Origin of the sequence: Hydrogenophaga sp. Root209 (assembly GCF_001428625.1) — a bacterium.
GTDB lineage: Bacteria > Pseudomonadota > Gammaproteobacteria > Burkholderiales > Burkholderiaceae_C > Hydrogenophaga.
Window position 1 is genome coordinate 509,283 of the sequence record NZ_LMIE01000029.1, and the last position, 21,054, is coordinate 530,336.

General features: G+C 68.8%; 25 protein-coding genes. 22 read left to right on the plus strand and 3 right to left on the minus strand.

The window, feature by feature from the left end; genetic code table 11:
- Window positions 1–50 precede the first annotated feature (50 nt).
- Window positions 51–1,253: a lytic murein transglycosylase gene (locus tag ASE11_RS15930; RefSeq protein ID WP_082585773.1), complete on the plus strand. Its 1,203-nt coding sequence runs from the start codon at window positions 51–53 to the stop codon at window positions 1,251–1,253.
- 3 nt (window positions 1,254–1,256) lie between these two features.
- Here ASE11_RS15930 and ASE11_RS15935 read toward each other — a convergent pair whose 3' ends face one another.
- Window positions 1,257–2,228, minus strand: a complete 972-nt coding sequence (locus ASE11_RS15935) for a helix-turn-helix transcriptional regulator (RefSeq protein ID WP_056273595.1) — start codon at window positions 2,226–2,228, stop codon at window positions 1,257–1,259.
- A gap of 114 nt (window positions 2,229–2,342) precedes the next feature.
- Here ASE11_RS15935 and ASE11_RS15940 point away from each other — a divergent pair, with 114 nt between their 5' ends.
- Window positions 2,343–2,948, plus strand: a complete 606-nt coding sequence (locus ASE11_RS15940) for a glutathione S-transferase family protein (protein WP_056273598.1) — start codon at window positions 2,343–2,345, stop codon at window positions 2,946–2,948.
- 97 nt (window positions 2,949–3,045) lie between these two features.
- Here the strand turns inward: ASE11_RS15940 and ASE11_RS15945 are convergent, their stop codons facing one another.
- A complete protein-coding gene (locus tag ASE11_RS15945; RefSeq protein WP_056273601.1) occupies window positions 3,046–3,390 on the minus strand; it encodes a heavy metal-binding domain-containing protein in 345 nt (114 codons plus the stop codon).
- Between the two features lie 79 nt (window positions 3,391–3,469).
- Here ASE11_RS15945 and ASE11_RS15950 point away from each other — a divergent pair, with 79 nt between their 5' ends.
- Window positions 3,470–4,132, plus strand: a complete 663-nt coding sequence (locus tag ASE11_RS15950; RefSeq protein ID WP_056273603.1) for a class I SAM-dependent methyltransferase — start codon at window positions 3,470–3,472, stop codon at window positions 4,130–4,132.
- A gap of 73 nt (window positions 4,133–4,205) precedes the next feature.
- On the opposite strand, the gene ASE11_RS26225 is transcribed toward ASE11_RS15950, so the two are convergent.
- A complete protein-coding gene (locus ASE11_RS26225; RefSeq protein WP_164474144.1) occupies window positions 4,206–4,376 on the minus strand; it encodes a hypothetical protein in 171 nt (56 codons plus the stop codon).
- Between the two features lie 222 nt (window positions 4,377–4,598).
- Between ASE11_RS26225 and ASE11_RS15955 the strand changes: the two genes are divergently transcribed.
- From ASE11_RS15955 to ASE11_RS16045, 19 genes are all read left to right on the plus strand, one after another.
- Window positions 4,599–5,435, plus strand: coding sequence for an ABC transporter ATP-binding protein (locus tag ASE11_RS15955; RefSeq protein WP_056273606.1), 837 nt, complete (start codon window positions 4,599–4,601; stop codon window positions 5,433–5,435).
- A gap of 47 nt (window positions 5,436–5,482) precedes the next feature.
- Entirely contained in the window at window positions 5,483–6,481 is a 999-nt protein-coding gene (locus ASE11_RS15960) for an ABC transporter substrate-binding protein (protein ID WP_056274292.1), read from the plus strand.
- Between the two features lie 40 nt (window positions 6,482–6,521).
- Window positions 6,522–7,307, plus strand: coding sequence for an ABC transporter permease (locus ASE11_RS15965; RefSeq protein WP_056273610.1), 786 nt, complete (start codon window positions 6,522–6,524; stop codon window positions 7,305–7,307).
- On the plus strand, window positions 7,304–8,065 hold the full coding sequence (locus ASE11_RS15970; RefSeq protein WP_056273615.1) for an SDR family oxidoreductase: 762 nt from the start codon (window positions 7,304–7,306) through the stop codon (window positions 8,063–8,065). Before ASE11_RS15965 ends, ASE11_RS15970 begins: the two co-directional genes overlap by 4 nt.
- Window positions 8,066–8,189: 124 nt before the next feature.
- Window positions 8,190–8,687 (plus strand): cupin domain-containing protein, encoded by a 498-nt coding sequence (locus ASE11_RS15975; RefSeq protein WP_056274295.1) that lies wholly within the window; start codon window positions 8,190–8,192, stop codon window positions 8,685–8,687.
- A 23-nt stretch (window positions 8,688–8,710) separates the two neighbouring features.
- The gene (locus ASE11_RS15980; RefSeq protein ID WP_056273618.1) at window positions 8,711–9,535 is read left to right on the plus strand and encodes an alpha/beta fold hydrolase; all 825 of its coding nucleotides are present in this window, start codon (window positions 8,711–8,713) and stop codon (window positions 9,533–9,535) included.
- A 20-nt stretch (window positions 9,536–9,555) separates the two neighbouring features.
- A complete protein-coding gene (locus tag ASE11_RS15985) occupies window positions 9,556–10,383 on the plus strand; it encodes an IclR family transcriptional regulator (protein ID WP_056273622.1) in 828 nt (275 codons plus the stop codon).
- Window positions 10,380–12,071, plus strand: coding sequence for a thiamine pyrophosphate-binding protein (locus tag ASE11_RS15990; protein WP_056273624.1), 1,692 nt, complete (start codon window positions 10,380–10,382; stop codon window positions 12,069–12,071). Before ASE11_RS15985 ends, ASE11_RS15990 begins: the two co-directional genes overlap by 4 nt.
- Entirely contained in the window at window positions 12,068–12,862 is a 795-nt protein-coding gene (locus tag ASE11_RS15995) for an aspartate dehydrogenase (RefSeq protein ID WP_056273628.1), read from the plus strand. Before ASE11_RS15990 ends, ASE11_RS15995 begins: the two co-directional genes overlap by 4 nt.
- Before the next feature lie 120 nt (window positions 12,863–12,982).
- A complete protein-coding gene (locus tag ASE11_RS16000) occupies window positions 12,983–14,455 on the plus strand; it encodes an aldehyde dehydrogenase (protein ID WP_056273631.1) in 1,473 nt (490 codons plus the stop codon).
- Window positions 14,456–14,696: 241 nt separating this feature from the next.
- Window positions 14,697–15,683: a Bug family tripartite tricarboxylate transporter substrate binding protein gene (locus ASE11_RS16005; RefSeq protein WP_056273634.1), complete on the plus strand. Its 987-nt coding sequence runs from the start codon at window positions 14,697–14,699 to the stop codon at window positions 15,681–15,683.
- Between the two features lie 5 nt (window positions 15,684–15,688).
- Window positions 15,689–16,027, plus strand: coding sequence for a hypothetical protein (locus ASE11_RS16010; protein ID WP_056274300.1), 339 nt, complete (start codon window positions 15,689–15,691; stop codon window positions 16,025–16,027).
- Entirely contained in the window at window positions 16,027–16,470 is a 444-nt protein-coding gene (locus ASE11_RS16015; protein WP_056273637.1) for a RidA family protein, read from the plus strand. Before ASE11_RS16010 ends, ASE11_RS16015 begins: the two co-directional genes overlap by 1 nt.
- A gap of 3 nt (window positions 16,471–16,473) precedes the next feature.
- Entirely contained in the window at window positions 16,474–17,253 is a 780-nt protein-coding gene (locus tag ASE11_RS16020; RefSeq protein WP_056273641.1) for an SDR family oxidoreductase, read from the plus strand.
- 48 nt (window positions 17,254–17,301) lie between these two features.
- A complete protein-coding gene (locus tag ASE11_RS16025; RefSeq protein WP_056273643.1) occupies window positions 17,302–18,288 on the plus strand; it encodes a Bug family tripartite tricarboxylate transporter substrate binding protein in 987 nt (328 codons plus the stop codon).
- A gap of 10 nt (window positions 18,289–18,298) precedes the next feature.
- Window positions 18,299–19,192, plus strand: coding sequence for an alpha/beta hydrolase (locus ASE11_RS16030; protein ID WP_056273647.1), 894 nt, complete (start codon window positions 18,299–18,301; stop codon window positions 19,190–19,192).
- On the plus strand, window positions 19,189–19,557 hold the full coding sequence (locus ASE11_RS16035; RefSeq protein ID WP_056273650.1) for a RidA family protein: 369 nt from the start codon (window positions 19,189–19,191) through the stop codon (window positions 19,555–19,557). Before ASE11_RS16030 ends, ASE11_RS16035 begins: the two co-directional genes overlap by 4 nt.
- Window positions 19,558–19,699: 142 nt before the next feature.
- Entirely contained in the window at window positions 19,700–20,509 is an 810-nt protein-coding gene (locus ASE11_RS16040; RefSeq protein WP_056273654.1) for a phosphatase PAP2 family protein, read from the plus strand.
- Between the two features lie 170 nt (window positions 20,510–20,679).
- Entirely contained in the window at window positions 20,680–20,970 is a 291-nt protein-coding gene (locus ASE11_RS16045) for a DUF1579 family protein (RefSeq protein WP_056273656.1), read from the plus strand.
- Window positions 20,971–21,054 lie beyond the last annotated feature (84 nt).

The following is a 21,054-nucleotide window of genomic DNA, read 5'->3' on the forward strand; positions in this document are numbered from 1 at the left end:
CCGCACACACGGTCGATGGAACGCGGCCTGTGTTCATCACTCTCACCCCGATGAAATTTCCCCATCCCCTGCTCCTCTGCGCCGCCCTGCTCGCCGCGCCCGCCTGGGCCCAGTCGCCCACACCCGCCCCCAACCCCGAATTCGAAAATTGCCTGAACACGTTGCGCGCACCGGCGCGCGCCGCCGGGGTGCGCGACGAGACCTTTGCGATGCACACGCAGAACCTTGCGCCCGACATGAGCGTGATCGACAAGCTCAACTTCCAGCCCGAATTCCGCACCGCCATCTGGGACTACCTGGCCGGCCTGGTGGACGAAGAGCGTGTGGCGGAAGGCCGCGCCATGCTGGAGCGCCACGCCGAGACACTGGCACGGGTCAGCGACAAGTACGGCGTGGACCCGGCCACGGTGGTGGCCGTGTGGGGCGTGGAGAGCAACTTCGGCCAGACCTTCGGCAAGTCGCCGCTGGTGCAATCGCTGGGCACACTCTCGTGCTTCGGTCGGCGACAGGCCTACTTCCGCACCGAGCTGTTTTCGGCGCTGCGCATCCTGCAGGGCGGCCACATTGCGCCTGAGCGTTTTGTCGGTTCGTGGGCCGGCGCCTTCGGCCACACGCAGTTCATGCCCAGCACCTTCTTGGAATTGGCCGTGGATTTTGATGGCGACGGCAGGGCCGACCTGATGGACAGCACTGCCGACGCGCTGGCCTCCACGGCGAATTTTCTGACCAAGAAAGGCTGGCAGACCGGCCAGCCCTGGGGTTTTGAAGTGAAGCTGCCCGATGGCTTCAGCACCGCAGGTGAAGGCCGCCGCACCAAACGCGGCATGAGCGAATGGGCAGCGCGCGGCCTCAAACGGGTCGACGGATCGCCACTGCCCGCCACGGGCAGTGCCGGCCTCATGACCCCCGCCGGCCCGCAAGGCCCGGCCTTCCTGGTGTTGCGCAACTTCGACGCCATCCACAGCTACAACGCGTCCGAGAGCTACGGCCTGGCCATCGCCCACCTGTCGGACCGGTTGCGCGGTGGCGGTCCTTTCACCACGCCCTGGCCCACCGACGACCCAGGCCTCTCACGCGCCGAGCGCCGCGAGGTGCAGACCCTGTTGATCGCGCGCGGCCACGACATCGGCGCGGTGGACGGCATGCTGGGCGACAAGAGCCGCGTGGCGATCCGCGCCGAGCAGGAGCGCCTGGGGCACGAGGCCAGCGGGCGCGCGGGGCAGAAGTTGCTGAAGGCCTTGCGCGGCGGTTGAGGCTCAGGCCGCGCCACCATCGGCGCGGGCCAGATTGCGTGCCAGGCGAACGCCCGCCGCGCGCATGCGTTCCTTGAGCGCGGGCGGCTCCAGCACATCGAAGTCCACGTCCAGCGCCATGAGCCAGTAGACCAGCGCGTCCAGCTGGTGGGCACCACACAGCATGAGGCAGCGCGTGTCGTCGATGGGCTCGAGCGTGGCGGCCGAGTGCGCGATGCTGCGCACCATCTCGGCGTGCGGCCGGTGCAGCACCACCCGCGCCTGTTCGCCCGGCGCGCCCATGACCGAACGCGAGACGTAGGCGCGCAGATCACCCGCCGGCGCGGCGCGCGGTGCGAAATGCGCACCGGTGCTCGGCGCGCCCTCCACGCGGTCAATGCGAAACGTGCGCCAGTCGTCGCGCGCCGGGTCCCAGGCCACGAGGTACCAGCGGCTGCCGGTGTGCACAAGACCCTGCGGCTCCACCGTGCGAACCGTGCTCTGGCCGCGCATGTCGCGGTACGCGAAGCCCACCTGCAGCTGGTCGCGGCAGGCCGTGGCCAGCGTGGCCAGCACGCCGGCATCGATGGTCGGGCCCATGCGCTGCATCGGCACGATGGCCGAGCGCAGCGCGTGGGTGCGGCGGCGCAGGCGGGTGGGCATCACCTGCTCCAGCTTCACCAGCGCGCGCAGCGAGCCTTCTTCCACGCCGCTCACGGTGCCAGCGGCGGCGATCTGCAGCGCGATCGCCACGGCCAGCGCCTCTTCATCGTCCAGCAGCAGCGGCGGCAGCGACTGCCCCGCGCGAAATGCGTAGCCCCCCGCCACGCCGCTGCTCGCGTGGATGGGGTAGCCGAGCTGGCGCAGGCGGTCGATGTCGCGGCGCAGGGTGCGCGGGTGCACCTCCAGCCGCTCGGCCAGCTCGGGGCCCGCCCAATGGCTGCGGGTCTGCAGCAAAGACAACACCCGCAACAAGCGTGAAGACGATGAAAGCATGGTCAGACTCTACCTCTAGTCGAGGGCAGAAAGTGTCCGCAATCGGCGCGACATTGCAGACACGGGTTCGACGCGGTGTCGAACCGGCCTTCAACCCTTCCAAGGAGCCCCCTCATGTCCAACATCGTTCTCTACTGGCACCCCATGTCCAGCGCCACCCCTGTTGCCTGCGCACTCGCCGAACTCGGCGTGACGCACGAGCGCGTCAAGGTCGACATCACCACCGGCGAGCAGCGCCGGCCCGACTTCCTCGCGCTCAATCCCAACGGCAAGGTGCCCACCATGACCGTGGAAGGCGCACCGATGTTCGAGGCGCTGGCGATCGAGATGTGGCTGGGCGAGCAGTACGGCGTGAAGAGCGGCCTGTGGCCTGCAACCGGCACGCCGGCGCACCTGCAGGCCATGGCCTGGAGCACCTGGTCGTACGTGACCTACGGCGCGCAACTCGTGCGCCTGCAGGCCGCAAAGGATCTGGGCACGCCCGACGATGCCCATGGCACCGCGGCACGCAAAAACCTTGACGAGCTGCTGACCCTGCTCGATGCCCGCCTGGGTCAGCAGCCCTGGATGCTGGGCGAAGCGTATTCGCTGGTGGACCTGATCGTGGGCTCGGTGATCGGCTACAGCGTCTACATCGGCGCGCCGGTGCAGAAGCACCCGCATGTGATGGCCTGGCTGGGCAAGGTGCAGGCGCGCCCTTCGATGCAGATCGACGCCTGAGCAACGTGCCTTCATCCAGGGCACACGAGGGTCCGGCTCCGCCGGCCCCAGGGTGCGCCCCCCTTGAGGGGGGACGCGCGCAGCGCGGCGGGGGGTGCTACAGCCTCACCGCCGTGCCGCTCACGGCGACCATCATCATGCCGTTGGTCTCGCCCAGCACTTCGTAGTCGAAGTCGATGCCGATCACACCGTTGGCACCCATCTCGCGCGCCGACTCGATGAGGTCTTCCATGGCGGCGTCGCGAGCGCCCGAGAGCGCGCGTTCGTAGCCGCCGGCACGGCCGCCCACCACGTCGCGCACCGAGGAAAACAGGTCGCGGAAGATGTTGGCGCCAATGATGGCCTCGCCATGCACGATGCCGAGGTACTGCGACCGCTCCACGCCCTCGGGCAAGGTGGTGCTGAGGAAAAATCCGTCCTTGGCTTTGGAAAACCAGCCCATGTGAACACTCCCGCTGACGCACCGCCCGGCGGGTGCACGGGCATGGTACCGTGGGTCACACCCCCAACGAAAGCCACCCATGCCAGGCTATCAAGTCCGGACCGAGACGCTCAGCCTCGGCGGCGACGACTGGCACATCCGTCGCCTCGCCGACGACCAGCAGTACACCGACACCAACCACAGCGCGGCCGACATCGGCCTGCCGCCGGCGGGCTGGTCGCATTTCGGGCAGGTGTGGCCTTCTTCGCGCGTGCTCGCGCTGGCCATGCTCACGCATCCCGTCGCGGGCCTGCGCGTGCTGGAGATCGGCGCGGGCCTGGCACTCGCGAGCCTGGTGATGCACCGGCGCGGCGCCGACGTCACCGTGAGCGACTGGCATCCGCTGACCGAAGAGTTCCTGGGCCACAACCTGGTGCTCAACGGGCTGGGGCCGCTGCCCTACCAGGCCGGCAACTGGGAGAGTACCGCCGCCACCGACAACCCGGCGCTGGGCCGCTTTGACCTCATCGTGGGCAGCGACCTGCTCTACGAACGCCAGCAGCCGGCCCAGCTCGCGGCCTTCATCTTCCGCCACGCCGCGCCAGCGGCGGTGGTGATCATCGTGGACCCGGACCGCGGCAACCGCGCCGCCTTCGGCCGCGACATGGCCGCGCTGGGCTTCACGCTGAGCATGCTCTCGGCCGCGCGAACGCTGGAAGATGGCGCAGCCTACAAAGGCCGTTTCCTCAGCTTCACGCGCTGATCGAGCAGCTCAACAAAAAAGCCCGCGAAGCGGGCCTTTTGCATGGGGCCTGACCGTGTGGGCCAGGGGGCGGTCAGCCGCCCTTCTTCGAGCGCTTGCCGGGGTTCTTCTTGCTGCGCGTTGCCACGCCACGCTCCAGGCTCACGCGCTGACCACGGCCAGGGGAGGTCAGGGACACGCCGGCGACGGGCTTCGGACGGGGAGTGGCTTTGCGGTCGGCTTCGGTGACGATTTTGTTGCCCATGGCTGCTTCCTGAGAGAAATTGCAAAGCCGCTATTAGGCCATAGCCGAGGTGCCCGCTTTTTCCGCCCGTCCGGGCAGCGACCCGGACCCCCCGGAACAGGCGGGCCAATACCCCGCAGTATTGGTAGGTCTTTGCAGACAAGGCGCACCGCTGGCCTTAGCATTGATTCCGTAATGAATCAACGTTTCCTATACAAAACACCAACTGCCACCCAGGCCCCCATGAACGACGCACTTCACGGCTCCCGCGCAACCGCCCCAGCCACCGGCGGTCTGCATCCCGCGATCGAATTCATCGGCGTGGACAAACGATTTCCGGGCCGCGGCAAGAACCCCGAGGTGATCGCCGCGCGCAACGTGACGCTGGCCATCCAGCCGGGCGAGGTGGTGTCGCTGATTGGACCATCGGGCTGTGGAAAAAGCACGCTGCTCAACATGGGCTCGGGCCTGGCCAAGGCTTCGGCCGGCACCGTGAAGGTCAACGGCGAAGTCGTCACCGGCCCGAACCGGCACGTCGCCTTCATGCTGCAGAAGGACCTGCTCATGCCCTGGCGCACGATTTCGCAGAACGTGGAATTCGGCCTCGAACTGCGCGGCGTGAAGGCCGCCGACCGCGCCGCCATCTCCACCAGGCTGCTGGCCCAGTGCCACCTCAAGGGCTTCGGCAACAACTACCCGCACCAGCTCTCCGGCGGCATGCGCCAACGCGCCGCGATGGCGCGCACGCTCGCGGTCGACCCCATCGTGCTGTTGATGGACGAGCCCTTCTCCGCGCTGGACGCGCAGACCAAGATGATCCTGCAGCAGGACCTGGCGCGCACCGTGGCCGAGCACAAAAAGACCGTGCTCTTCATCACCCACGACCTGGCCGAGGCCGTCGCGCTGTCCGACCGCATCCTGGTGATGAGCGAGCGCCCGGGCACCATCGTCGAAGAGATCGTGGTCAACATCCCCGGCCGCGACAACCCGATGACGCGCCGCAAGCACCCCTCGGTGGGCGACTACGTCAGCCGCCTGATGGACCTGCTCAAGCTTGACGCACAGACCGACGTGCACTGATTCCCCATCCGCTTCCCATCCACCCGCCCACTGGAGTTGCCATGAAGATGACCCGCGCTTTCAACGGAACCCGCCGTGCCTGCCTGAGCCTGCTCGCCACCGCGGCGCTGGTCTCGCCCCTGGCCGCCCACGCCCAACCGATGCAGGAGATCACCTACCTGCTGCCCGCCCCCGGCACCCTGCCCGCCTTCGGCCCCTGGATGCTCGCGCAGGCCAAGGGCTACTACGAACAGGAAGGCCTCAAGGTCAACTTCGTCACCGCGCGCGGCGGCGTGGACGTGGCCAAGCAGATCGGCGCTGGCAACGCGGTGATCGGTGGCGCCATCGGCGACACCCCCATCATCGCGCGCGCCCAGGGCATCCCTGTCAAGGCCGTGGCCGTGCTCGGCGCAGGCTCCCTCACCCAGCTCGTGAGCCACAAGGACGAGAAGATCGAGAGCCCGCGCGAGCTCAAGGGCAAGACGGTGACCGTGCTGGCCTACACCGACACCACCTACTACGCCTTGCTGGGCATGCTCAGCAAGGTCGGCCTCACCAAGAACGACGTGAACATCCAGGCCGCCGGCCCGGCCGGTGTGTGGCAGCAGTTCGCCGCCAAGAAGGCCTCGGCCATGGCCGGCGTGCCGGACTGGACCGTGAGCGCGATGGACGCGGGCGCACAGGTCGACATCATGCCGGCCGACCTTTACTTCAAGAGCATGGCCCAGGCCATCCTGGCCTCCGACGAGACCATCGCGAAGAACCCGCAGCTGATCCAGAAGCTGGTGCGCGCCACGCTCAAGGGCATGAAGGACATCATGGCCGACCCCAAGGCGGCCACTGCGGTCTACGTCAACCACGTGCCGGTGCACAAGGGCAAGGAAGCCAGCATCCAGAAGGCCTTCGAGCTGTTCAACCAGTACGTCTACGCCAAGCAGAAGGTGCCGGGCTTGATGGACGAGGCCCGCCTGGCTGAACTGCAGAAGTTCTACGTCACCAACGGCGTGGTGCCGAAAGAGACCCCGCTCAAGGACCTCTACACCAATCAGTTCGTGCTGGCGAAGTAAGCCGCGCGGTCCTTCCCTTCCTGCCTTCGAAAGTCGCGACATGAAAGACGTATTGCACCGCTACAGCACAGCGCTCTGGAGCTTGGCTGTACTGGTGGTGTTCATGGCCGCCTGGGAGTTCGGTCCCGGCGCCCTGGGCGTGCCCGAGTTCGTGCTGCCGCCGTTCTCGCGCGTGTGGGACGAGGCCGTGCGCATCTGGGGCAGCGAGCGGCTGCTCTGGCACGCGGGCATCACCGGCGCAGAGGTGGTGATCGGCTTCATCCTGGGTTCGCTGCTGGGCGCGCTGATCGGCTACGCGCTGGGCCTCTCGCCCAAGGTCGAGGCCGTGCTCTCGCCCTACCTGCTCGCGCTGCAGATCGCGCCCAAGGTCGCGTTCGCGCCGCTGTTCGTGATGTGGCTGGGCTACACCATGTACCCGAAGATCCTGGTGGCGATCCTGATCGTGTTCTTCCCGGTGCTCATCAACGTGCTCTCGGCCATGCGCACCATGGACCACGACATCATCAACCTCGCGCGCTCGTTCTCGGCCACCAGGCTGCAGGTGTTTCGCATGGTCGAGTTCCCCACCACCCTGCCCCCGCTGTTCTCGGGCCTGCGCATCGCCAGCACGCTGGCGGTGATCGGCGTGGTCGTCGGCGAACTCGTGGGCGGCAACATGGGCCTGGGCTACCTGCTGGTGTTCTTCGAAGGCCAGGGCAACACCGCCGGCGTGTTCGTGATCATCGCGGCGCTCACGGTGATCGGCATCATTGCCTACTACGCCGTGGTGATCGCCGAGAAACGCGTGTTGCACTACCTGCCCAGCGCCGAGCGGCGCGTGGCATGAACACCATGGCATCCGAAATCCTGCTTACCGGCCGCCGCGTGCTCGTCACTGGCGCCGCCCGCGGTCTGGGCGCGAGCTTCGCCTGCGCTCTGGTGGACGCCGGCGCGCGCGTGGTCATCAGCGACGTGCTGCACGAGGCCGGTCAACAGCTGGCGCACGACCTCGGCCCGAACGCGCACTACGTGCCACTGGACCTGCTCGATGCGGCCAGCGTGCGCGAAGGCGTGGACGCCGCCGCGCAGTGGCTGGGCGGCCTCGACGGCCTGATCAACAACGCGGCCATCACCAACTCGGGCGGCAAGGGCATGAACGAGCTCAGCCCCGAGACCTGGGACCTTGTGATGGACGTGAACGTGCGCGGCACCTGGCTCGTCACCGCCGCGGCCCGCCCGCACCTGGCGGCCAGCGGCAGCGGTCGCGTGGTCAACCTGGCCTCGGACACCGCGCTGTGGGGCGCGCCGCGCCTGCTGGCCTACGCCGCGAGCAAGGGCGCGGTGATTGCCATGACGCGTTCGCTGGCGCGCGAGATGGGCGAGGACGGCACCACCGTCAACGCCATCGCCCCCGGCCTCACGCTGGTGGAAGCCACCGCCTATGTGCCGCAGGAGCGGCACGACTACTACTTGAAGGGCCGCGCGATCCAGCGGCCCCAGGTGCCCGAAGACGTCAACGCCGCGGCGCTGTTTCTGCTGACGCAGGCCAGCGGCTTCATCACCGGTCAGCTGCTGCCCGTCAACGGCGGCTTCACGATGAACTGAAAAGGAGAAACCCATGAGCACCACCACCATCAACAAACCCGCCGCCGCGGCCAACCAGCCCGTGTTCAACGAACGCGGCCTGATGGACCCCGACATCCCGTCCGAAGCCGAGACGCAGGGCACCATGATGCGCGCCGAAGGCCAGAGCTTCGCGCAGTGGATGGACAGCCGCGTGGCGCGCAAGTCCACCCGCAGCTACGACTGGGACGCGCTGAAGTTCCAGGCCGACTACGACCCCAAGTACCGCCGCGCGCAGATGCGCTACGTGGGCACCGGCGGCACCGGCGTGAACAAGGACACCAACACCGTGCCCGCCGCGCACTTCACCTTCTCCACCATGGTGATCCCGGCCGGCAACATCGGCCCTTCGCACATCCACTACGACGTGGAAGAGATCTTCTTCGTCATGCGCGGCGCGATGAAGGTGGTCTGCGAGAAGGACGGCGAGCGCTGGGAGACCATCGTCGGCGAGCGCGACCTGATCTCGGTGCCGCCCGGCGTGTACCGCGAAGAGCACAACGTGGGCGACGAGGACGCGCTGATGTGCGTGATGCTGGGTTCGCCCAAGCCGATCACGCCCACCTACCCGCCCGATTCGCCCCTCGCAAAAATCAAGCGCTGATCCACCGAACCCCAAGCCGCACCATGACGCCTCTCGAAGCCCTCGCCCTCTACCCGTTGCGCAGCACCGCGCTGGCGGGTGGCGCGCGCGCGTCGCACCGCGAGGCGGGCTCGGCAGAGGCCGTGACGCACGTGCTGCTGCACGGCATCGGCTCGGCCTCGGGCAGCTGGGTGCGCCAACTCAACGCCGTGGTGGGCAGGCCCCTGCGCGTGCTGGCCTGGGACGCCCCCGGCTACGGCGGCAGCGACCCGGTAAAAGCCGACTGGCCGCGCGCCGACGACTACGCCGAGCGGCTCTGGGCCTGGCTCGACGCGCTGGACGCGCGCACCCCGGTGACGCTGGTCGGCCACTCGCTGGGGGCGCTGATGGCCGCACGTGCCGCCGTGCTGGCGCCGCCGCGCGTGCAGCGCCTGGTGCTGCTCTCCCCGGCCGCGGGCTACGGCGACGCCGAGCCGGCCGTGCGCGAACAGAAGCTGCGCGACCGCCTGGCCACGCTGGAGCGCCTGGGCCCGCAAGGCATGGCGCAGGCGCGCGGCGCGGCCATGCTCTCGCCCGGCGCGCCGGCCGAACTGGTGGAGGCCGTGCGCGACAGCATGTCGCAGGTGATTCCCGCCGGCTACACGCAGGCCGCGCGCCTGCTGGCCCACGGCACGCTGCTGGCCGACGTGGCCCGCTTGCACTGCCCGGTGGTGGTGGCCAGCGGCAGCGCCGACGGCATCACCACGCCCGCGTCCTGCCAGGCCGTGGCGCAGGCCGCCAGCGTGGCATGGAATGATCTCGGTTCCGTGGGCCATGCGTGCCCGCTCGAAGCCCCCGGCGCGGTCAATGCCCTGCTGGGACTGAACTGAAGACTCAGGAGGAAATCACCATGACCACCGACAAGAACGACGACCGCTACACCGTACCCGCCCTCATGCGCGGCCTGCAGCTGCTGATGCTGTTCAACCGCGACGAGCGCGAACTCACCGGCGCCGATATCTCGCGCCGGCTCGACCTGCCGCGCGCCTCGGTGTTCCGCATGCTGCAGACGCTGGAGCAAGGCGGCTTCGTCGAACGCGTGGGCGACGGCGCCTACTACAAGCTCGGCCTGGCCGTGCTGCGTCTGGGCTTCGAGTTCCTCGCGTCGATGGAACTCACCGAACATGGCCGCCCGGTCATCGAAGCGCTGCGCGACGCCTGCGGCTACTCGGCGCACCTGGTGGTGCGCGACGCGCGGGACGTGGTCTTCATCTCCAAGGTCGCGGGCCGCAGCGCGCTGTTCCATTCCATCCAGGTCGGCGCGCGCCTGCCGGCCCACGCCACCGTGCTGGGCCGCCTGCTGCTCAGCGACCTGGACCTGCACGCGCTCAAGCAGCTCTACCCCGAGCCCGAGCTGCCGAGCTACACGCCCAAGACGCCCACCACGGTGGAGCAGCTCAAGCTGCTGATCGACCAGGACCGTGCCAACGGCTACGGCGTGAGCCAGGGCGGGTTCGAAACCGGCATCTCCACCATCGCCGCGCCGGTGTTCAACGACCGTGGCGAAGTCGCTGCGGCGGTGAGCATCAGCGTGCCCGCGCAGAACGTGCAGCCAGGCGAACTCGACGTGCTCGTCACCCAGGTGCGCCACGCCGCCGCCCAACTCACCGAACGCATCAGCCACTCGCCCAACCGCGGTGGCTGGCAAACCAAACCGACCGAAAAGAAAGTCGCATGAGCCCTTCTACGCAACGCATCACCGTGGGGGAACTCGCCGCCCGCTTCCTCGAGCAATGTGGCGTGCGCGCCGCCTTCGGCGTGATCTCCATCCACAACATGCCCATCCTCGATGCGTTCCACACGCGAGCGAAGATCCGCTTCGTCTCGGCGCGCGGCGAGGCGGGTGCGTGCAACATGGCCGATGCGTATGCGCGGGTGAGCGGCACGCTGGGCGTGTGCGTCACCAGCACAGGCACTGGCTGCGGCAACGCGGCGGGCGCGATGGTGGAAGCCATCACCGCCGGCACGCCGCTGCTGCACCTCACGGGGCAGATCGAATCGCCCTTTCTGGACCGCGACCTCGGCTACATCCACGAGCACCCGGCGCAACTGGCCATGCTCAAGTCGGTCGGCAAGGACGCCTTCCGCATCCGCAACCCCGAAACCGCCCTGGCCACGCTGCGCGAGGCCGTGCGCCTGGCACAGACGCCGCCCTGCGGCCCGGTGAGCATCGAGATTCCGATCGACGTGCAGAAGATGAAGCTGGACCTGCCGGCCGACCTGTCGCCGCTGGCGGTGCCGCCGGTGCAACCCAACCTGGCCGCCGTGGACGCGCTCGCTGAGCGGCTGCTGAGCGCCAAGCGCCCGTTGCTGTGGCTGGGCGGCGGCGCGCGGGGCGCAAGCGCAGCGGCGCAGCGGCTCGTGAACATGGGCTGGGCGGTGGTGTCCTCGGTGCAGGGCCGAGGCATCGTGCCCGAGGACCACCCCGCCACCCTGGGTTCCTACAACCTGCAGAAGCCGGCCGAAGAGTTTTACGAAACCGTGGACGCGCTGCTGGCCGTGGGCACGCGCCTGCGCAGCAACGAGACGTTGAACTACAAGCTCAAGCTGCCCGCCACACGCTACCGCATCGACGCCAACGCGCTGGCCCACAACCGAGGCTACAGCAGCGAGCTGTTCGTTCACGGCGATGCCGGGATCACGCTCGACGCGCTGGCCGACCGGCTTGAACTTGCCATGGGTTCGGGCCGCATGCAGATCGACCCGCAGCTGGTGGCCGACGTGAAGCGCGCGCGCGCCGAAGCCGCCGCGCTGGTGGACGGCACGCTGGGCCAGTACGCCAAGCTCAAGAACACGCTGGCCGAGGTGGTTGGCAAGCAGCTCTGGTGGGTGCGCGACATCACGCTCTCCAACAGCATGTGGGGGAACCGCGCCCCCGTGCTGGACCACCCGCGCGCCGGCGTGCACGCCCTGGGCGGCGGCATCGGCCAGGGCCTGGCCATGGGCGTGGGCGCGGCCGTGGCCGATGCCGAGCACGCGCTGGGCCGTCGCACCATCGCGCTCTGCGGCGACGGTGGCTTCATGCTCAACCTCGGCGAACTCGCCTGCGCCGCGCAGGAGAAGGCCAACGTGGTCTTCCTCGTCATGAACGACCAGCGCTACGGCGTCATCAAGAACATCCAGGACGACATCTACGGCAGCCGCCACGCCTACGTGGAACTGCACACGCCCGACTTCGCGCAGCTCTGCGCCAGCCTGCAGGTGCCGCACTTCAAGCTGGCCGACCCGGCCGCCACGCGCGAGACGCTGCAGAAAGCCCTGGCCATGGCCAACGGCCCGGTGGTGGTCGAGGTGGACATGAACGCCTGGGGCCCGTTCGCCGTGAAGTTCGCCGGCCCGCCCAAGAAGAAGGAACTCGAGGTATGAACCCGCAGCAGGTCACGCTCATCGGCTTCGGTGCCATCGGCCGCACACTGATGGCGCGCATGGCCGGGCACCCCTCGGTGCGCATCACGCACGTCGTGGTGTCCGAGAGCCACATCGCGGACGCGCAGGCCGTGCTCGGCGCGGGCGTGATGGTCTGCAGCCAGGTGCCGCCCGAGACCACCCTGTTGCTCGAATGCGCGGGCCACGCCGCCATCGGCTGCCACGTGCTGCCCGCGCTGGAGCGCGGCATCGAATGCGCGGTGCTGTCCATCGGCGCGCTGTCGGAAGACGGCCTGCCCGAGCAACTGGCCGAGGCCGCCCAACGCGGCGGCACACGTGTGCACCTGCTGGCCGGCGCCATCGGTGGCATCGACGCCATCGCCTCCGCGCGCCTGGCCGGCCTGGACAGCGTGACCTACACCGGCCGCAAGCCGCCCGAAGGCTGGCGCGGCAGCCCCGCCGAGCAGGTGGTGGACCTGGGCGCCATCACCGCGCCCACCGTGATCCTGGAAGCCACGGCGCGCGAAGCCGCGCGCCTGTACCCGAAGAACGCCAACGTGGCCGCCACCGTCTCGCTCGCCGGCCTGGGGCTTGACGCGACGCGCGTGCGCCTGATCGCAGACCCGACCGTGACCGAGAACATCCACGAGATCGACGTGCGCGGCGCCTTCGGCGAGATGCACATCACCATGCGCGGCAAGCCTCTGCCCGACAACCCCAAGACCTCCGCGCTCACGGTGCTCTCTGCCCTGCGCTTCCTGCACAACCGCACTTCCCCGGTGACGATATGAAGCCCACCCCCGCGCCGCGCTTGCAGCGCGTCACCCCCTCAAGGGGGCGGCGTCTGGGACCGGCAAAGCCGGATCCTCGACGCCCCTGGATGGCGCCCCCTCTCTGCACACAGGTTTGACATGACCGAAAAACTGCAAAGCTTCTTCGCCGGCCGCTGGCGCGATGCCTCCGGCCCCGAATACACCACCGAATACCCGCACGACGGTAGCACCGTGGCCCACCTGCACGCGGCCACCGCGGCCGACGTGGACGAGGCCGTGCAGGCCGCCGAACGCGCGCGCCTGCAGCCCGCCTGGGCCGGGCTCAAGCACCACGAGCGCGCCGGCATGCTCTACCGCATCGCCAACGGCATCCGCGAGCGCGGCGAAGAACTCGCGCAACTGCAGCGCCTGGACAACGGCAAGCCCATCAAGGAATGCCGCGCCCTGGTGGCCAGCGCCGCCGGCACCTTCCAGTTCTTCGGCGCCGCCACCGAGACCTGGGAAGACGCCATCACGCCCTCGCGCGGCGACTACCTGAGCATGAGCGTGCACGAGCCGCTCGGCGTGGTGGGCGCGATCACGCCCTGGAACAGCCCCATCGCCAGCGAGGCGCAGAAGCTCGCGCCCGCGCTGGCCGCCGGCTGCGCCGTGGTGTTCAAGCCGGCCGAGATCACGCCGCGCATGGCCATCGAGCTCGCGAAGATCGCGCAGCAGGCCGGCGTGCCCGACGGCATCCTGAGCGTGCTGCCGGGCAAGGGCAGCGTGGTGGGCGACGCGCTCGTCAAACACCCGCTGATCAAACGCATCGCCTTCACCGGCGGCACCAACGTGGGCATGGGCATCCAGCGCCTGGCGGCCGAAAAACTCATGCCGACCTCGCTGGAGCTGGGCGGCAAGTCGCCCACCATCGTGATGCCCGATGCCGACCTGGACCACGCGGTGGCCGGTGTGATCTACGGCATCTTCAGTTCCTCGGGCGAGTCCTGCATCGCCGGCTCGCGCGCCTTCGTGCACGAGAGCGTGTACGACGAGTTCAAGGCCCGCCTGCTGGCCGGCGTGAAGAAACTGCGCGTGGGCGACCCCTCGCGCGAGGACACGCAGATGGGTCCGCTGGTCAACCTCGGCCACCGCGCCTCCGTCGAGCGCTATGTGCAGATGGGCCGCGAAGAAGGCGGCACCGTGCTGTGCGGCGGCGAGCGCCCCACGGGCGGCTACTTCGATGGCGGCAGCTACTACCTGCCCACCATCTTCGAAGGCCTGCCCAACAGCGCGCGCATGTGTCAGGAAGAGATCTTCGGCCCGGTGCTCGCGCTGCTGCCCTGGAAAGACGAAGCCGACCTCATCGCCCAGTGCAACGACAACATGTTCGGCCTGGCCTCGGGCATCTGGACACGCGACTTCAAGAGCGCCTGGCGCATCGGCCGCGCGCTGCAGACCGGCACCGTCTGGATCAACACCTACAAGGTCTTCTCCATCAGCACACCCTTCACCGGCGTGAAGATGAGCGGCTACGGCCAGGAGAAGGGCCGCCTCGGCATTCTTGAATACACGAGCCAGAAGAGCTTTTACTGGGGACTGAACGAATCGCCCATGCCCTGGGCAAGTACATGAGTCCCCACGCCCCACCGCTGCGCGGGTCGCTGCCGGCGCATATGAGCTCCCACGCYCCACCGCWGCGCGGGTCGCTGCCCCCCACGGGGGCGCGGCCTTGCTTGGGGCGGCCCTGCGCGGCGGCGCATATGAGCYCCCACGCTCCACCGCAGCGCGGGTCGCTGCCCCCCACGGGGGCGCGGCCTTGCTTGGGGCGGCCCTGCGCGGCGGCCCTTTTCGCCAACCTGTGAGACCTCACACCATGAATACTCGCGGCACCCTCATCGCCCTTGCCTCCCTGCTCGCCTTCGTGGGCACCAGCGCGCACGCGCAGACCACCACCGAAAAGGTGCTGGCCGCCGAGAAGTTCACCCTCGTCGCGCCCTTCCCGCCCGGTGGCCCGATCGACACACTGGCCCGCGTGCTCGCCGATGGCCTGGCCAAGCGCTACAACCAGACCGCCCTGGTGGACAACGCACCCGGCGCGGCCGGCAACATCGGCATGGACAAGGTCAAGCGCGGCAAGCCCGACGGCCACACGCTGCTGGTGATCCCCGCCGGCAACCTCACCATCAACCCCACGCTGATGCCGAAGTTCCCCTTCAGCATCGAGAAGGACTTCGTGCCCGTGGCCATGCTGGCCAAGACGCCCAACGTGCTGGTGACCCATCCCGCCACCGGCATCAAGTCGGTGGCCGACCTGATCGCGCGCGCCAAGGCCAAGCCGGACACGCTCTCGTACGCCTCCCCCGGCGTGGGCAGCGGCCTGCACCTGGCCGGCGAGTTGTTCAAGTCACAGTCGGGCGCGGACATCCTGCACATCGCCTACAAGGGCACGCCACCGGCCATCGCCGACGTGATGGGCGGCAACGTGCCGCTGATGTTCAGCAACCTGCCCACCGTGCTGCCGCACATCAGGAGCGGCAAGCTGGTCGCGCTGGCCGTGACCGACAGCGCGCGCACGCCCACGGCGCCCGAGATCCCGACCCTGGCCGAGCTGGGCGTGTCCGGCGTGGTGGTGCCTTCCTGGTACGGCCTGATGGCCCCGGCCGGCACGCCCGCCGACGTGGTGGCGCAGCTCGCGCGCGACGCCACCGCCATCCTGGCCGAACCCGCCGTGCGCGAACGCCTGCAGGGCCAGGGCCTGAGCGCCTGGGACTTGCAGACCACCGCCTTCGACGCCCACATCCGCGACGAGACCGCGCGCTGGGCCAAGGTGATCAAGGACCGCGGCATCACGATGGAGTGAACAGCGTGAGCGATGCCGTGCCCAACCCCAACGTGCTGATCACCCTCGTGCTCAAGCACCACGCCGGCCTCACGCTGGACGAGGTGCAGGCAAAGCTGAAGGCGAGCGAATGGTGGGAACGTTTTCCGGTGGAGGGCACGCGCGTGGTGTCGTGGACCGTGGCCATGGGCCTGGGCCTGGGCCAGATCGTCACGCTGGAGGTGCCGCCCCACCTGCTGGGCCGGGTCAACCTGGAGCTGGAGCGATCGGCCTGGGGCGTGTTCGCCACCGAGTGTTACCCCACCTACGACTTCGTGCCGGTGCGCGAGCGCATCCGCGAACGCGTGCGCGCCGGAGGCCAGTGATGGTGGTGGCCGACAAGATCCGCACGCCGCTCGTGCCCGACATGCCCACTGCGAGCTGGACCAACGCCTGGCGCATCGGGCACGAGGTGGTGGTCTCGGGCATGACCGGCCACCCCGCCACGCGCGAGGCCGCCGAACGCGGCGCGTCGCTGGGGGCCTACGAACAGACCCTGGTGGTGCTGAAGAAGCTCGAAGCGCTGGTGACGGCCGCGGGTGGCCACAAGCACAACCTCATCAAGACCGTGGTCTACCTGACCGACATCGCCGACAAGGACGAGGTGGGTCGCGCGCGGCGCGACTTCTTCGACGGCGTCTACCCCTGCGCCACCCTGGTGGCGGTGAGCGCGCTGGTGTTCCCCGAGTTGCGCGTCGAGATCGACGCCTGGGCCCGACTCGACGTGGACCTGCGCCAGGCCACCACCCCCCTCTCAAAAGAAAGCTGAATCATGGACCTGGGCATTGCCGACAAGAAGGCGCTGGTGTGCGGCGCAAGCGCCGGGCTGGGCTACGCCTGCGCCGAAGCGCTGGTGAAAGACGGCGTGCATGTGGTGATCGTCGCGCGCACCGAAGGCCCGCTGCGCGAAGCCGCTGCACGCCTGAGCGCGCACGGCGCGGGCCAGGTGAGCTGGGTGGCCGCCGACGTGACCAGCGACGAAGGCCGCGCGCGCATCTTCGCGGCCCACCCCGATTTCGACATCCTGGTCACCAACGCGGGCGGTCCGCCCATGGGCGACTTCCGCACCTGGGACCGCGACACCTGGCACCGCGCGATCGACGCCAACATGCTTGCTCCGATCGAACTCATCAAGGCCACGGTGGACGGCATGATGGCGCGCGGCTTTGGCCGCATTGTCAACCTCACCTCCAGCGCGGTGAAGTCGCCCATCGACGGTCTGGGCCTGTCGATCGGCGCGCGCAGCGGCCTCACCGGCTTCGTGGCAGGCCTGGCGCGCAGCACCGTGGCACGTGGCGTGACCATCAACAACCTCTTGCCCGGCACCTTCGACACCGCGCGCCTGGACAGCAACTTCACCGCACAGGCCCGGCGCGAAGGCACGACCGTGGACGCCGTGCGCGCGGCGCGCCTGGCCAAACACCCGGCGCACCGCTTCGGCGCCGCCAGCGAACTCGGCCACACCTGCGCCTACCTCTGCAGCGTGCACGCGGGCTACATCAATGGCCAGAACATCATGCTCGACGGGGGCTCCTTCCCCGGGGTGTTCTGAACCACACGGCATTTTTCTCGACCCACCCCACCGCAACCAGGAGCCACCATGACCTTTCGCAGACAGTTCGTTCTCAGCGTCGCCGCGTCCACCCTCGCGTTGACCCTTCCCGCGGCCAGCGCCTTCGCACAGGCCTACCCCAGCAAGACGATCAACGTGGTCGTCTCGTTTCCGCCCGGTGGCGACACCGACGCCCTGGCGCGCCTGTTCGCCGAAAAGCTCTCGGCCAAGGTCGGCCAGTCGGTGATCGTCGAGAACAAGACCGGTGCCAGCGGCACCATCGGCAACTCGTACGTGGCCAAGTCGGTCCCCGACGGCTACACCCTGCTCTTCACACCCAACACCCTGGCCACCGCGCCGCTGGTGCTCAAGCCCGGTACCGGTGCGGTCTACGACCCGCTCAAGGACTTCACGCCCATCATCCTCGCCGGCACGCAGTCGCTGTTTCTGGTGACCAACACGGCCTCCGGCATCACCAGCGTGAAAGACCTCGTGGCGGCCGCCAAGGCCGGCAAGGTCGCCAACTACGCCAGCCCGGGCAGCGGCTCGCCCATGCACATCCTGGGTGAAATGTTCAACCGCTCCGCCGGCGTCAAGCTGGCCCAGGTGCCGTACCGCGGCAGCGGTCCGGCCATCGTCGATCTGGTGGGCGGCCACATGACCGTCATGTACACCACCCTGGGTCCGGTGGCGCAGCACATTGCTTCGGGCAAGCTGGTGAACCTGGCCGTGGCCGACGCCAAGCGTTCACCGCTGGCACCCAACGTGCCCACCCTGGCCGAGGCCGGTGTGCCCGACGTTGAAGTGGGCGCCTGGCAGGGCTTCATGGGCCCCAAGGGCATGCCCGCCGACGTGGTCAAGCTGCTCAATGGCCACCTCAACGACATCTTGAAGATGCCCGATGTGGTGGCCCGCATGACCGCGCTGGCGCTGCTGCCGGCCGGAGGAGACCCTTCGGCACTGGCGCGGATCAACGCCGACCACAACACCCGCTTCGGCAAGGTGATCCGCGAAACCGGCATCGTCGCCGACTGAGCAACAGGCCATGTCCACACCTGCGCCCCACGCCCTGGATCCCGATGGGCAACCCCGGCTGCCACCGGTGGCCATGGACTACGCCCGGACCGTGACGGACTGGGCGCAGGCGCCGCTGGATGCGTCCATCACCGCCACGCCCGACCAGACTTACGGCCCACACCGCCTGCAGCGTTTCGACGTGTTCGCACCGAGAGGCGCGCAAAACGCACCGGTGCTGGTGTTCTGGCACGGCGGCGGCTGGACCAACGGATACCGCCAGTGGGTGCGCTTCATGGCGCCCCACGTCACCGCGCTCGGCATGGTGCTGGTGGCGCCGTCCTACCGGCTCGCGCCCGCGCATCCCCTGCCCGCGGCGCTGGACGATGCGATGACCCTGCTGGCCTGTCTGCAGACCGAACTGCCTGCGTGGGGAGGCTCGCCGCGCCGGGTCTACCTCGCGGGACACTCGGCCGGGGGTCATGTGGCGGCCATGACGGCGCTGCGGCGCCAGGCCTGGCGAACACACGGTGTGGCCGACGACATGGTTCAAGGCTGCCTGCCGATCAGCGGGATCATGGACCTGCACGACCCGCAACCCGCGCCACAAAGCCTGGAAGAGCGCGTCTACACCACCGTGCTGCGCGGACTCGACCCGCTGCAGGACGCGGTTCACAGCCCGCTCTACTGGACCGCCGGCAACCGGGTGCCGTTCGACCTGAGCATGGGCGAACACGACAGCGCGCGCGTGCTGCGATCCAACCGGCGCATGCTGCCCCTGCTGCAGGCCCAGCAGGCCACCGCCTCGTTGCACGTGGTTGCAGGACTCGACCATTTCCACACGCACCTGCAGCTGCGCGACCCCGCCTGCCCCTGGTACGCACAACTGGCGCGCCGCGTGCACGCCCACACGGAGCCCGCATGAGAGAAGTCATCGACGTCGGCCTGCCCCAGTTCAAGCAGCCGTTTTCGTGGATGGTGCGCGCCGCCGGCGTGCTCTACACCGCGCACGGCCCGGTGCGCGAAGACGGCAGCGTGGACACCACCGGCAGCATCGAGCAGCAGGCGCGCCTGACGTTTGCCAACCTGCAACGCGCGGTGGAACGCGCCGGCAAGACGCTGGACGACGTGGCGCAGGTGCTGATCTACATGACCGACGTGGCCGACATGCCGGCCATCGACGCGGTCTACCGCGAGTTCTTCAAAGCCCCCTGGCCCAACCGCTCCAGCGCCGGTGTTGCCTTGGTGGTGCCGGGGATGAAGATCGAGATCGTGGCCTACGTGGCCTGACGAGCCCGGGCCGAGTCGGCGTGGGCCGACTTCAGCCGTGTGCCACCTGGATGCCGAACTTCGCGCGCCGCTCGCTTGGAGGCGCGTCCAGACCCAAGCGCTGATGGGCGCCCGGCGCAGCCCCGGACGGTAAAGTCACCGGATGGACGATGACCTGACGCACGCCCTCGCCTGGGCCGAATGGATCGGGGCACACGCGCTGCCCGTGCTCGCTGCCGCGCTGCTCGTGGTGCTCGTCGCCTGCACGGCCCTCGTTGTCGGCTTCCACCGCTACGGTGCACGCACCGTGTGGGGCCGCTGGCCGCGCCCCCTGTTGCTGGGGGTTTGCCTGGCCATCGGTGCGGGCGTGCTGATCGCCACGGCCACGTTGTTCGCCGAAATGCTGGAAGCGTTCGACGCCGAAGAAGAGATCGGCCGGTTCGATGAGCGGCTGACCGAGACCCTGGCGCGCGAGCTGCCCCGCTCGGCGCTGCGCTTCTTCGGCACCTTGACCCACCTGGGTGACCCCTGGGCGCTGACGCTGCTGGTGATCGGTGTGTGCCTTGTGTTGCTCGCGCGCCGGCACACGACGCTGGCCCTGGGCTGGGTGGTGGCCTGCGCGGGTGGCGGATTGCTCAACCGGGTGCTCAAGCAGATCTTCGAGCGGGTTCGGCCTTTGCACGACCATGGCTTTGCGCAAGCCGATGGCTACAGCTTTCCCAGCGGGCACACCGTCGGCTCGGTGGTGGTGTACGGCATGCTGTCCTATCTGTTCCTGCGGCTGCTGCCGCCGCGCTGGCACCTGCCCTGTGTGCTGCTGGCCGCCACGCTCGCCTTCACAACGGGCTGGAGCCGCGTGATCCTGCAGGTGCATTGGGCGAGTGATGTGATCGCCGGGTTCGCCTTTGGTGTGGCCTGGCTGACGTTGTGTATTGCGGCGATCGAGCTGGCCCGGCGGTACTCGCGCGTGTAGCGCCCCGTCTTTCATCAACAGCGCTGCATCCAAGGAGGAGACAGCATGGGTCGCAAGGAATTCGAAGCTTCCCGCGTGGACGGCGTGCACGCGCAGCTGGCGCGCATGGCGGGCAGTGGCAAGGTCGCTTTCGCCTCTGGTTCGAGCCAGGCCAACTGGCCGAAGAATCGGTGCAGCGCGGCAGCATCCGCGTGCTGCTGGGCGGCCGCGTGCGGCTGCATGAGTACACCGGCCACTGCAGCGGCGAGCCCATGGAAGGCGTGGCGCTGATCGCCCACCACCTGGACGAGCGTCGGTACGAATCGGCGTGGGCCGAAAGCTTCGGCACGGGCACGTCCATCATGTTCAGCACCGGCATCAGTGACGACCCGCGCATGGACAACATCAACCCCACCGGCGAAGTGGCCCTGGCCGTCGAGGTGAACTACCGTCGGATCCCGCCGGCTGCGGGCGGAACCTGAAGTAGCCCTACAGCGGATTCGCAGCGATTGCAGACGGTGGCGACCAAGCAAAAAATGGAGCCTATGCTGCAACGTCGCGATCAT

Excerpts from the sequence above, each read along its gene's own strand:
- ASE11_RS15930 (WP_082585773.1), top strand. The coding sequence starts at position 51 with ATGAAATTTCCCCATCCCCTGCTCCTCTGCGCCGCCCTGCTCGCCGCG.
- ASE11_RS15935 (WP_056273595.1), bottom strand. The coding sequence starts at position 2,228 with ATGCTTTCATCGTCTTCACGCTTGTTGCGGGTGTTGTCTTTGCTGCAG.
- ASE11_RS15940 (WP_056273598.1), top strand. The coding sequence starts at position 2,343 with ATGTCCAACATCGTTCTCTACTGGCACCCCATGTCCAGCGCCACCCCT.
- ASE11_RS15945 (WP_056273601.1), bottom strand. The coding sequence starts at position 3,390 with ATGGGCTGGTTTTCCAAAGCCAAGGACGGATTTTTCCTCAGCACCACC.
- ASE11_RS15950 (WP_056273603.1), top strand. The coding sequence starts at position 3,470 with ATGCCAGGCTATCAAGTCCGGACCGAGACGCTCAGCCTCGGCGGCGAC.
- ASE11_RS26225 (WP_164474144.1), bottom strand. The coding sequence starts at position 4,376 with ATGGGCAACAAAATCGTCACCGAAGCCGACCGCAAAGCCACTCCCCGT.
- ASE11_RS15955 (WP_056273606.1), top strand. The coding sequence starts at position 4,599 with ATGAACGACGCACTTCACGGCTCCCGCGCAACCGCCCCAGCCACCGGC.
- ASE11_RS15960 (WP_056274292.1), top strand. The coding sequence starts at position 5,483 with ATGACCCGCGCTTTCAACGGAACCCGCCGTGCCTGCCTGAGCCTGCTC.
- ASE11_RS15965 (WP_056273610.1), top strand. The coding sequence starts at position 6,522 with ATGAAAGACGTATTGCACCGCTACAGCACAGCGCTCTGGAGCTTGGCT.
- ASE11_RS15970 (WP_056273615.1), top strand. The coding sequence starts at position 7,304 with ATGAACACCATGGCATCCGAAATCCTGCTTACCGGCCGCCGCGTGCTC.
- ASE11_RS15975 (WP_056274295.1), top strand. The coding sequence starts at position 8,190 with ATGATGCGCGCCGAAGGCCAGAGCTTCGCGCAGTGGATGGACAGCCGC.
- ASE11_RS15980 (WP_056273618.1), top strand. The coding sequence starts at position 8,711 with ATGACGCCTCTCGAAGCCCTCGCCCTCTACCCGTTGCGCAGCACCGCG.
- ASE11_RS15985 (WP_056273622.1), top strand. The coding sequence starts at position 9,556 with ATGACCACCGACAAGAACGACGACCGCTACACCGTACCCGCCCTCATG.
- ASE11_RS15990 (WP_056273624.1), top strand. The coding sequence starts at position 10,380 with ATGAGCCCTTCTACGCAACGCATCACCGTGGGGGAACTCGCCGCCCGC.
- ASE11_RS15995 (WP_056273628.1), top strand. The coding sequence starts at position 12,068 with ATGAACCCGCAGCAGGTCACGCTCATCGGCTTCGGTGCCATCGGCCGC.
- ASE11_RS16000 (WP_056273631.1), top strand. The coding sequence starts at position 12,983 with ATGACCGAAAAACTGCAAAGCTTCTTCGCCGGCCGCTGGCGCGATGCC.
- ASE11_RS16005 (WP_056273634.1), top strand. The coding sequence starts at position 14,697 with ATGAATACTCGCGGCACCCTCATCGCCCTTGCCTCCCTGCTCGCCTTC.
- ASE11_RS16015 (WP_056273637.1), top strand. The coding sequence starts at position 16,027 with ATGGTGGTGGCCGACAAGATCCGCACGCCGCTCGTGCCCGACATGCCC.
- ASE11_RS16020 (WP_056273641.1), top strand. The coding sequence starts at position 16,474 with ATGGACCTGGGCATTGCCGACAAGAAGGCGCTGGTGTGCGGCGCAAGC.
- ASE11_RS16025 (WP_056273643.1), top strand. The coding sequence starts at position 17,302 with ATGACCTTTCGCAGACAGTTCGTTCTCAGCGTCGCCGCGTCCACCCTC.
- ASE11_RS16030 (WP_056273647.1), top strand. The coding sequence starts at position 18,299 with ATGTCCACACCTGCGCCCCACGCCCTGGATCCCGATGGGCAACCCCGG.
- ASE11_RS16035 (WP_056273650.1), top strand. The coding sequence starts at position 19,189 with ATGAGAGAAGTCATCGACGTCGGCCTGCCCCAGTTCAAGCAGCCGTTT.
- ASE11_RS16040 (WP_056273654.1), top strand. The coding sequence starts at position 19,700 with ATGGACGATGACCTGACGCACGCCCTCGCCTGGGCCGAATGGATCGGG.